The sequence below is a fragment of the Dactylosporangium sp. NPDC051484 genome, from assembly GCF_040689395.1.
GTDB lineage: Bacteria > Actinomycetota > Actinomycetes > Mycobacteriales > Micromonosporaceae > Dactylosporangium.
Genome location: NZ_JBFAZX010000069.1, coordinates 1 through 10,062, shown reverse-complemented (window position 1 = coordinate 10,062; position 10,062 = coordinate 1). Strand labels below are relative to the sequence as shown.

At 69.3% G+C, this 10,062-nt stretch carries 10 protein-coding genes; 3 read left to right on the top strand and 7 right to left on the bottom strand.

The genetic code is table 11. The features are described 5' to 3' along the window. Positions 1-150: 150 nt before the first annotated feature. From AB0367_RS38260 to AB0367_RS38230, 7 genes are all read right to left on the bottom strand, one after another. Positions 151-675 (bottom strand): flavin reductase family protein, encoded by a 525-nt coding sequence (locus tag AB0367_RS38260; RefSeq protein WP_366231422.1) that lies wholly within the window; start codon positions 673-675, stop codon positions 151-153. Between the two features lie 72 nt (positions 676-747). Beyond that, positions 748-1,485: an enoyl-CoA hydratase-related protein gene (locus tag AB0367_RS38255; RefSeq protein WP_366231421.1), complete on the bottom strand. Its 738-nt coding sequence runs from the start codon at positions 1,483-1,485 to the stop codon at positions 748-750. Between the two features lie 73 nt (positions 1,486-1,558). Next, a complete protein-coding gene (locus tag AB0367_RS38250) occupies positions 1,559-2,362 on the bottom strand; it encodes an enoyl-CoA hydratase-related protein (protein WP_366231420.1) in 804 nt (267 codons plus the stop codon). 64 nt (positions 2,363-2,426) lie between these two features. Continuing rightward, a complete protein-coding gene (locus AB0367_RS38245) occupies positions 2,427-3,500 on the bottom strand; it encodes an acyl-CoA dehydrogenase family protein (RefSeq protein ID WP_366231419.1) in 1,074 nt (357 codons plus the stop codon). Continuing rightward, positions 3,500-4,663: an acyl-CoA dehydrogenase family protein gene (locus AB0367_RS38240; RefSeq protein WP_366231418.1), complete on the bottom strand. Its 1,164-nt coding sequence runs from the start codon at positions 4,661-4,663 to the stop codon at positions 3,500-3,502. The genes AB0367_RS38245 and AB0367_RS38240 overlap by 1 nt, the downstream gene beginning before the upstream one ends. Before the next feature lie 113 nt (positions 4,664-4,776). Continuing rightward, on the bottom strand, positions 4,777-5,421 hold the full coding sequence (locus AB0367_RS38235; protein WP_366231423.1) for a nitroreductase family protein: 645 nt from the start codon (positions 5,419-5,421) through the stop codon (positions 4,777-4,779). Positions 5,422-5,469: 48 nt separating this feature from the next. Continuing rightward, a complete protein-coding gene (locus AB0367_RS38230) occupies positions 5,470-5,976 on the bottom strand; it encodes a MarR family transcriptional regulator (RefSeq protein WP_366231417.1) in 507 nt (168 codons plus the stop codon). Between the two features lie 73 nt (positions 5,977-6,049). On the opposite strand from AB0367_RS38230, the gene AB0367_RS38225 reads away from it, so the two are divergent. The 3 genes from AB0367_RS38225 to AB0367_RS38215 all read left to right on the top strand — a co-directional run bounded on the left by AB0367_RS38225 (position 6,050) and on the right by AB0367_RS38215 (position 9,934). Then, positions 6,050-7,537, top strand: a complete 1,488-nt coding sequence (locus AB0367_RS38225) for an IS66 family transposase (RefSeq protein WP_366231416.1) — start codon at positions 6,050-6,052, stop codon at positions 7,535-7,537. A gap of 64 nt (positions 7,538-7,601) precedes the next feature. Next, positions 7,602-9,032, top strand: a complete 1,431-nt coding sequence (locus AB0367_RS38220; RefSeq protein WP_366231415.1) for an MFS transporter — start codon at positions 7,602-7,604, stop codon at positions 9,030-9,032. Between the two features lie 116 nt (positions 9,033-9,148). Next, positions 9,149-9,934, top strand: a complete 786-nt coding sequence (locus AB0367_RS38215; RefSeq protein ID WP_366231414.1) for an aldolase/citrate lyase family protein — start codon at positions 9,149-9,151, stop codon at positions 9,932-9,934. The last annotated feature ends 128 nt before the right edge of the window (positions 9,935-10,062 follow it).

Here is a 10,062-nt window from a genome sequence, read left to right as displayed (position 1 = left end):
TGCCCGCATCCGCCGCTCCCGCAACGCATCCACGTCACGACCAGGACCACGACGCCGGCTTGTCGACCGTGCACCAGTAGACGTGACCAGGATTGCCTTACCCGCCAACGGCATCGACCCGCAACGACTCACAGAAAATTCGAAAGATCTTTAGTAGCCGAGCTGGGTGCCGCGGAAGAACACGTAGGGCGTGGAGTCGCGCTCGACGGCGAGCGTGCGGACCCGCCCGATGCAGATCTCGTGATCCCCCGCGTCGTGGACCGTGTCGATCTCGCAGTCGATCCAGGCGAGGACGCCGTCGATGCGCGGCGACCCCGTCGGAGCGGTGTCCCAGGCGACGCCACGGAACTTGTCCTCTCCGCCCTGAGCCAGCTGTCGGCAGACCTCGCCCTGGTCGCCGGCGAGGACGTTGGCGCAGAACGCGCCCGTGACCCGGATCAGCGGCCAAGTCGTCGACGACTTGCCGACGCAGAACCCGACCAGCGGGGGCTCCAGGGAGACCGAGAAGAACGAGCCGATGGTGAGTCCCGCCGGGCTGCCGTCCGCTCGCGCGGCGGTGATGACCGTGACACCGGTCGGGAAGTGGCCGAGCACAGTGCGGAAGAGCCGGGGCTCGACGGTCGTCGCATCCATGAGTACCTCCGCACGGTGGGTGTCGATCAGCCGAATCGTCATGTCATCAAGGTAGGACGTTCGGAACGCAACTTCAACATCTATGTTGAAATTCGGAGGCAAAGGATCCGGCGCTCAGCCCGGGGGGTTCCGCATGGACCACATCTGGCTGGGCCGCTCCAGCTCCTTGGCCACCTGCCAACTCGTCCGCAACGACTCCGTCTCCTCGCGGAACGTCCGGACCAGCCGGCGACTGAGCGCCGGGTTCGCGGCAAGGCTGGAGGCGATCGCATGGGCACGACTCTCGACGTCCGCGGCGTCGACCGCCTCCCAGGCCATGCCGACACGCGCCGCACGTTCGCCGTCGATCTCCTGACCGAACAGCGCCATCGCGGCGGTGGTCTCACGTCCAGCGACGCGAGCCAGGAGGTGCAGGTGCCCGCCGCCCGGGTGCAGCCCTCGTGGCGCGAACCCGGAGAGGAGGCGCGTGTCCCGCGCGACGATACGGAGATCGGTGGCTAGCAGCAGGTTCAGGCCGGCGCCGACACAGGAACCACGAGCCGCCGCGATGGTCGGCACGCCCACCTGACCGAGCAGGAAGAAGGAGTCGTAGATCCGGCTGATCATCTCGAAGCTTTCCGCCTCGGCCGGATCCGCTGCAGCGGCCGACAGCACCTTGTAGTCGGCGCCCGCGCAGAAGGACTCCCCCCGCGCCTGGACGACGAGTGCGGCGACATCCCGGTTCTCGCCCACCCGCGCCAGGGCCGCCACGAAGGCGTCAGCCATCTCCAAGGTGAGCGCGTTGCGGCGCTCGGGCGCGTTCAGCGTGATAGTGGCGACGGGACCGTCACCCTCCAGGACTACCTCGGGCATCGAATCGACCTCTCTGCGATGGATGGGGCCTCCGTACGACGCCTCCGGCGACCCGCAGGAGTCGCGGATGCCTTCAGCAGTCACGGAAGACGGGTGTTCGCTTCTCGATGAAGGCGCGCACCGCCTCGGCCATGTCGGCCGACTGGCTGGTGAGCGCCTGGTTCCGGTTCTCGAGCTCGACCGCGGCATCGAGCGAGGGCTCGGTGCTGTTGATGCGCAGCACCTGCTTGGTCAGCCTGACCCCCAGTGGGCTGTTGGCGACGATCTCCGATGCGATGTCGAGGGCGCGATCGACGAGCTCCTCCGCCGGGACGACCCGGTTCACGAGACCGATGCGCACGGCTTCCTCGGCGTCGACGAGGCGCCCGGTGAGCAGGATCTCCGAGGCGTGACCATGACCGACGATGCGCGGCAGGAGCCACGAGCTGCCGCAGTCGCCCCCGGTCAGCCCGATGCGGATGAAGGCGGCGTTCAATCGCGCGGCAGGCGATGCGATGCGCAGGTCGGCCGCGAGCGCCAGGGAGAATCCGGCACCCGCTGCCGGTCCGTTGACCGCGGCGATGACCGGGACGCTGAGCTGCGCGAAGCCCGTGATGGCGCGCGCCCAGCCTTCCTGTCTCGTGAGGAACCTGGCCGGCGTCAGGTCGGACAGCCCGACGGCGTCGGCCAGGTCCATTCCCGCGCTGAATCCGCGGCCCTCCCCCGTGATGACGAGGGCACGGGTGGCGGGGTCGGTCTCGGCCGCCACCGACAGGCGATGGAGCTCGTCGAACATGACGGCGTTCATCGCGTTCAACCGCTCGGGACGGTGGAGTCGGACGAGCGCCACGCCAGGACGCGGAGTGCTCACTCGCAGGGTGTCGAAGTCAGCGTCCATGATGCGCCCCTCGTGGTCGGGGAGCCACCGCCGGCGATGGCTCAGGGATTCGGTCGTCCGCTCCTCAGCGGTCCGGGGCGAACACCCGTCCACCCACCAGGGTCGTCCACAGGCGCTCCTGGGAGACGAGGTGGCGGCCGAGCCATTGCGACCACTCCCGCTCGTTGCCTGCCTCGTTGCTCCAGGCCCAGAGCCGAGTGGTGAGCAGGCGGAGCGGATGCTCTCGCGTGAAGCCAATGGCTCCGTGCAACTGGTGCGCCAGGCGGGCGGTTCGCCGTGCGGCGAGGGACGCGCGGATCTTCGCTGCGGCGACCGTCACCGGGAATCTCTCGCGATCGGTCGTGAGATCGCCGAGCGCACGGTCGGCCAGCGCGCTGACGACCGCTGCCTCCCCGGCGAGCTCTGCGAGCGCATCACGAGTGGACTGGAAGTTGTTGAGCGTCCGGCCGAACTGGGCCCGTTCGTCGCAGTACCGAAGAGTGCGCCTGAGGGTCTCGTCGACCACCGCGGCGATCTGGGTGGCCCGGATGAGCGCGAGCCGGGCCTGCACCTCCTCCGGCTGCCCGGCGTCGAGCGGAGCGGCGTCGCCCGCCTCAACCGCAACGTCCAGCACGACGGCGCATCGGGACTCGCCCGCCAGGTTCGTGCCCGGGACGATCTCGGCGGCTGCTGCCTCGATGAGACACACCCAGGAGCCGTGCTCGGCGCGGGCGACGACCACCAGCCCGGACGCCGCGTCAGCCCAGGGGACGCTGTCGGCGCTGCCGCTGAGCAGGCGAGTCGTCGGGTCGAACCGTAGATCCGGACCCGTGACGATCGCGAGCGGGCGCTCCTGCGACGGCATCTCCCTCCGCACCGACTCCAGCAACCACGACGCCGCCATGGCGTGCTCGGCCACCGGCGCGTGTGCCGCGGCCCGGGCGAGTGCGCGGACGACGGCCACCGCATCCTGCGCCAGGCCGCCCGACCCGCCCAGAGCATCGTCGACGCCGACCGCCGTCATGCCGGAGCTCGCGAGGACGAGCCAGAGCTCCGCGTCGAAGCCGCCGTCCAGCTCAGGCGCGGCGCGATCGCTCCGCACGCCGTCCACGATCTGCGCGATGGTCTCCGCGATCACGTCCGCATCCGTCTTCGTCATCAGGCTCCCTCCAGACCGCGGTAGACGATCGACCGCAGGACTTCGTTGGTGCCGCCGCGCAGGGTGAACCCGGGAGCGTGTAGCTGGGCGAGCCTCAGGAGGTCGGGGAAGCCATCCCCAGCACCGGCGCCTCGCTCGGGCACCGTGGCCGTGCTCAGCGCGTCGACGCTGTCGACCTCGAACGCGGTGCCCATATCCTTGACCATCGCGGCGGCCACGTTCGGGAGCGCGCCGCGATCGAGCTCTCCGGCGACCCGGGTGGACAGCTCGCGCAGCGCGAGGAACCGCGCGGAGAGCATGCCGAGCAGCTCCAGTTGATCGCTCGCAGCGGTGGCCCGCACCAGCTGGAAGTACTCCTCCAGGAGGGCGAACGTCGACATGAACCGCTCGGGCCCCGACCGTTCGTGCGCGAGCTCGGCCGTCACCTGGCGCCAGCCGTCACCCTCGGTTCCGAGCAGCATGGCCGCCGGGACGACGACGTCGTCGAAGACGACCTCGTTGAGATGCTGGGTGCCGTCGAGGATGGCGATCGGGTTGATGGCGATGCCGTCGGAGGCGAGGTCGACCACCAGCTGCGACATTCCGGCGTGCCGGTTCCGGTCGTCCTTGTCCGCGGTGCGCACGAGCACGATCGCGTAGTGACAGTGCTGGGCGTTGGAGGTCCAGATCTTCGCTCCGCTGACGACCCAGTCGCCGTCCGCGTTGCGGCGAGCGCGGGTCCGGATGCTCGCGAGGTCGGAGCCGGCATCCGGCTCGCTCATCCCGATGGCGAAGAAGCACTCTCCCGCTGCGATGCGCGGCAGGATCATCTCCTTCAGGTGGTCGGACCCGAAGGCGAGGATGTTCGAGCCGCTCTGCCGATCGGCCACCCAGTGGGCCGCGACCGGAGCGCCGGCCGCGAGCAGCTCCTCGATGACGACGTACCGCTCGAGCGTCGACCGCTCCTGCCCGCCGTACCGCGCGGGCCACGTCATCCCCAGCCACCCACGCTCGCCCAGGCGCTTGCTGAAGGCCGGATCGACTCCGGAGAGCCAGCTGTCGACCGTGGGACGGAAGCCGCCGGTCGCGAGCTCGCTCGCGATGAACTCACGAACCTCGGCACGCAGCGCCTCGGCCGCGTCGGTCATGATCACGCGCGGAAGGTCGATCGCGCTGGTGGCCATGGCAGTCCTTCTCCTGGGTCGGGAGACCACCGAGGTCCCCGGATCATGCGTGCGAGTCGTGCTGGTGGCCGCCGAGGGTCGCCCGAAGACACCCGCCGGCGACGCGCCGGTCGCTACCAGCGGTCCCAGTGGGTGAGCTCGGAGCCGGGAATGCGGCTCGCCTTCTTGAAGTCGGTCCCGATCGAGTACGCCACCGGGAACAACCCGCACTGGGTGACCTCCGGGTAGGGGATGCCCAGGAGGTCGGCGATCTCCTCCTCGCGCTTGAGGGCCTCGCTCGTCCACGCGACGCCCAGGCCACGGGCCCGCGCGGCGAGCATGAAGTTCCACATCGCCGGAAGCACGGAGCTCCAGAACCGCGACTGCTCCGGCACTGTCGGCGATTCCATGACCCGGCCCGTGCCGCAGGGGATCACGAGCCACGGCGCGCGACCCATGTTCTCGGCGAGATAGGTAGCCGACTCGACCACCCTGGCCATCCGCGCGCTTCGCGGGTTGTCCGCTTCGTAGGACGGAACATTGCCGGCCGCGGCGTTGGTCATCCAGGAGTCGCGATAGATCTCGCCGATCTTCTTCTTGGTCTCCTCGTCCCCGATGACGATCCAGTGCCAGTTCTGCTTCATCCCGCCGCTCGGCGCCTGACACGCGATCTCGATGCACTCCTCGATCATGGAGCGCGGGACGGGACGATCGAAGTCGAGCCGCTTCCGCACTGTTCGCGTAGTGGTGAGCAGCTCGTCGGGGGTCAGCGGCAACATCACTGTTCGCGCCTTCTTTCGCCGGAGGAGAGCCGAACGTAACGCCGCTCACTTCTTATTGTCAACGTCAGTGTTGGCAATTTCGCGCCCGGGGACGCCCCGCCGGCGCACGGCATCGAGTGCACGGACGCACGTCGCGCCCTCGATGTCCGCGATCCGGCTGATGATCCGCACGGCGCGGAGGATCGTGTCGACCTCGTCCACGTCAAGGACCTCGTCGAAGACGGCCGTGAGCCAGGCCAATCGAGCCTCCGGGATCTGGCGAGCGAGGCGCTCGCCGTCGGCGGTCGCCACGATCAGGCGCTTCCGGCCGTCACCCGGATCACGCTCCGACCGGACGAGACCACCCTCCTCCATCGCCGCGATGGTCTCGGTCATCGACTGCCGGCGCATGTGCTCGGCCTGCGCCAGGTCCGTGATCGAGCTCGCGCCGTGCTCGATGATCCGCGTGAGCGTCGTCAGCTGGGACCAGGTCCAGCTCCGCCCGATCGGTGCGGACTCGATACGCAACCGCGCCCGCAGGCGGGTCATCGCCTTCATCAGCTCGGTGGCCACGACCGTAACCATTCAGCAGGTTCTTATTGGCAGGTCTTGATCTTGGTGGGTGGTCTGGCCCATCCTGGGTGGCGTGTCCGATTCGCTGCCGGTTGCCGAGTTGCTGGAGCGGCTGGCCCGGCTGGAGTCCTCGCTGGCTGAGCGGGACGCGCGGATCGAGGTGTTGACGCGGCGGGTGGCCGAGTTGGAGGCGTTGCTGCGTAAGGATTCGCGGACGTCGTCGAAGCCGCCGTCGTCGGACGGGCCGGTGAAGCCGCCGCCGCGGTCGCGGCGGCAGTCCTCAGGTCGGGCGCCGGGCAAGCAGCCGGGTGAGGCCGGGTTCACGCTGCGGCAGGTCGTCGAGCCGGACCGGGTGATCGTGCACAGCCCGGTCGCGTGTGGCGGGTGCGGCCGCTCGCTGCGCCGGGCGCCGGTGACGTCGGTCGAGGCGCGGCAGGTGTTCGACCTGCCCAAGGTGCGCCTCGAGGTGACCGAGCACCAGCTGGAGCACTGCCGTTGCAGGTGCGGGACGGTCACGATGGCAGCCGTGCCTGATGGGGTGGGCGCGCCGGCGCAGTACGGGCCGCGGGTCCGCGCCATCGGCGCCTATCTGGTCGGCTACCAGCACCTGCCCTATGAGCGGGCCTGCGAGACCCTGGCGGATCTGCTCGGTGTCGGCATGTCGGCGGGCACTCTGGTCGCGGTGCTCGCTCGCACCAGCGACGGGCTGGCCCCGTTCCTGACGGCGGTCCGAGACCGGATCGCCACCGCAGCCGTGGCGCACTTCGACGAGACCGGGCTGCGCGTGGCCGGCGCCGGCGCGTGGGTACACTCGGCGTCAACAGCGACACTGTCGCTGTTTCAGGTACACCCGTCCCGAGGTCACGACGCCATGGCCGCCGCCGGGGTCCTGCCCGTGTTCACTGGCATCGCCGTACACGACGGCTACACCCCCTACCGCCGCTACGGCATCGCGCACGCCTTGTGTAATGCCCACCACCTACGCGAACTCGCCGGTATCCTCGACGCCGACCCGTCCCAGACCTGGGCTCAGGACCTGATCCGGCTGCTGTGCGAGATCAACGACATGGCCCGATCCGCACGCGCTGACGGTGCCGAGGCCATCGGCGAGCGTCTGCTGCACGTCTATCGCAGCCACTACGAGAAGATCATCACCGCCGGCAGGGCCGCCAACCCCACCCCGCCGGGCAACCGCGCCCGCCCACCTGCGGTCAACCTCCTCGCCCGACTCAGCGGGTTCGCCACCGACGTGCTGCGCTTCGCCCACGACCTACGCGTGCCATTCGACAACTCCCTGGCCGAGCGTGACATCCGCATGGTCAAACTCCGACAGAAGATCAGCGGCGGGCTGCGCACCTGGACCGGGCGCCGAAACGTTCCGCGCCATCCGCAGCTACCTGTCCACCACCCGCAAACAGGGCATCAACGCCCTCGAAGCCCTCACCAAACTCCACAATGGACGAACCTGGCTACCAGGAACCAGCTGAACAGTTCCCACGACCGGCGACATCGACTGCTGCGACATTCGCCGATCCTAGTAGATGCGCAGATAGCCTGCTAAAGTTCAGCAGGAAGCCTGTGCTTCTCCACGCCTTCTTCCCGGCGTTCTCCGCAGAGGGGTCCACTTGAACCACTCCGTCGCCAGCTCCGCGCACGACCGCACCACGGCCCCGGCCGGCCCGGCCCGCGATCGCTTCGGGGCCCGCTTCAGCACCCCTCTCACGCTGGGCACGATCCTGAACCCGGTCAACAGCTCGATCATCGCCACGGCACTCGTTCCCATCGCCGCCTCCCTCGGTGTGCCCGTCGCCAGGACGGCGATCCTGATCTCCGCGCTCTACCTGACGAGCGCGATCGCACAACCGACCGCGGGCCGCCTGGCGGAGCAGTTCGGCGCTCGCCGCGTGTTCGTGGTCGGGACGACGGCCGTCCTCATCGGCGGCATCGTCGGCCTGGTCGCCACGAACATCCCGACCCTGACGGTGTCCCGGGTCCTCATCGGACTGGGCACGTCCGCGGCCTACCCGTCAGCGATGCTCCTCATCCGGCATCGCGCCAGCAACGAGGGAATGACCGGGCCGCCGACGCTCATCTTGGGCCGGATCGCCGTCATCAGCGCCGCGATCATGGCCTTCGGCCCGACCTTGGGCGGCCTGCTCGTCGAGGGCCTCGGCTGGCGGGCCGCATTCGCGGTGAACCTGCCACTAGCTACGATCACCCTGTCCATGGCCATGCTCTGGCTGCCGAAGGACCCGCCCCGGCGCCGCGGCCGGTCAGCACGCGATGTCGTCGCCGACATCGATCTCCTCGGCCTGCTCCTGTTCGCCGCAATGATGACGACGCTGCTGGTGTTCCTGATGGGCCTGCCCGAAATCGATGGGACCGGCCTCGCCATCGCCGTCGTCCTGGCGGCCCTGCTGGCGGCGTGGGAACTCCGGTCGTCGAACCCGTTCATCGACCTCCGCCTACTCTGCACCAACGGTGCGCTGAGCCGTACCTACCTGCGCAACGCCCTCAGCCTCGTCGGCACGTACTCCGTCCTGTTCGGACTCACCCAGTGGCTCCAGAGCAGTCGCGGGCTCTCGCCCCTTGAGGCCGGCATGGTCCTGATGCCGATGGGAATCCTCTCGGGGACGGCGGCGTTCATCGTGTCGCGGCGCGCGACGATCCGGTGGCCACTCATCGCCTCGTCGTGCCTCCTGACACTCGGAGCCCTGTCCCTGACGCTCCTGTCGCAGGACACCCCGCTCCCCGTCCTGCTGATCGTCGTGGCGACCTTCGGGCTGATGGGCGGCTCCAGCAACGTGGGCAACCAGACCGCGCTCTATCGCGAGGCGCCGGCACGGACCCTGGGAACGGCGGCGGGCCTGCTCCGGACCTGCGGCTACCTGGGCTCGATCGGTGCATCCACGGTCTGCGCCATCGCATTCCGCACCGAGGTGAGCGACCAGGGACTCCACCACGTCGGCTACGTCCTGATGGGGGTCGGAGCCCTGCTACTGCTGCCGCTCACCCTCCTGGATCGCCGACTCCGGAGCGAGGACGCGAGCGCCTGAACGCGACGCCAGACTGGATCCCCCTACGCCTCCGATAATAAACTCAACGCCAGCGTTGATAATCTGGCTCGCACGCTGCTAGCCTCCACGACAGTCGACGCCCCAGGAGGGACCTGATGAACTTGCTCAAGGAGCGCTGGGCCCGCGGCGAGACCGCGTTCGGCGCCTGGTGCTCGACAGGGTCGCCCTTCGTCGCCGAGCTGATGTCGCTGCAGGGCTTCCACTTCGTAGGCCTTGACGCCCAGCACGGCCTGTACGGGTACGACTCCCTTCTCACCTCGCTGATGGCCATGGCGCGGACCCGCTGCACGCCCATCGTGCGCATGCCATCGTCCGAGGCGGCAGCGGCCGGGCGCGTGCTGGACGCCGGCGCGCACGGCGTCATCTTCCCGATGATCGAGACCGCCGACGACGCGGCCGCGGCCGTCGCCGCCTGCCGGATCCACCCCGCCGGGACGCGCAGCTTCGGTCCGGTCCGAGCCGCTCAGTCGTTCGGCCGGGATCCGCGCGACGTGAGCCAAGGAGCCGCCTGCATCATCATGATCGAGACCGCGCGCGGGATCGAGAACGCCGAGGAGATCGCCGCCGTGGAAGGCGTCGACTGCCTCTACATCGGGCCCGGCGACCTCGCGATCACGCTGGGCCTGCCGCCCGGGCTGGACCCTGTCCCCGGACCCCACGCCGAGGCGATCGACCACGTCCGCGAGGTCGCGCTGCGCCGGAACCTGGCCGTGGGTATTCCCTGTGGCAGCGCGGAGGCCGCGCTCCGCCTGGCCGAGCAGGGATTCAACTTCCTCGCGGTCGGCGCCGACACCTGGTGGCTCAACGCACAAGCCGCCACCGAGGCGGCGCGCCTCGGGCTCCGGGATCGTCAAGTTAAAGATCTTTCGATTTTTCGGTGAGTCGCTGCGGGTCAATGCCGTTGGTAGGCATGTCAATCCTGGTCACGTCTACTGGTGCACGGTCGACAAGCCGGCGTCGTGGTCCTGGTCGTGACGTGGATGCGTTGCGGGAGCGGCGGATGCGGGCG

What these genes read in the sequence shown, in the direction of transcription:
- AB0367_RS38255 (WP_366231421.1), bottom strand. Translation starts at nt 1,485, where the DNA reads ATGCCCGAGGTAGTCCTGGAGGGTGACGGTCCCGTCGCCACTATCACG.
- AB0367_RS38250 (WP_366231420.1), bottom strand. Translation starts at nt 2,362, where the DNA reads ATGGACGCTGACTTCGACACCCTGCGAGTGAGCACTCCGCGTCCTGGC.
- AB0367_RS38235 (WP_366231423.1), bottom strand. Translation starts at nt 5,421, where the DNA reads ATGTTGCCGCTGACCCCCGACGAGCTGCTCACCACTACGCGAACAGTG.
- AB0367_RS38240 (WP_366231418.1), bottom strand. Translation starts at nt 4,663, where the DNA reads ATGGCCACCAGCGCGATCGACCTTCCGCGCGTGATCATGACCGACGCG.
- AB0367_RS38260 (WP_366231422.1), bottom strand. Translation starts at nt 675, where the DNA reads ATGACGATTCGGCTGATCGACACCCACCGTGCGGAGGTACTCATGGAT.
- AB0367_RS38215 (WP_366231414.1), top strand. Translation starts at nt 9,149, where the DNA reads ATGAACTTGCTCAAGGAGCGCTGGGCCCGCGGCGAGACCGCGTTCGGC.
- AB0367_RS38245 (WP_366231419.1), bottom strand. Translation starts at nt 3,500, where the DNA reads ATGACGAAGACGGATGCGGACGTGATCGCGGAGACCATCGCGCAGATC.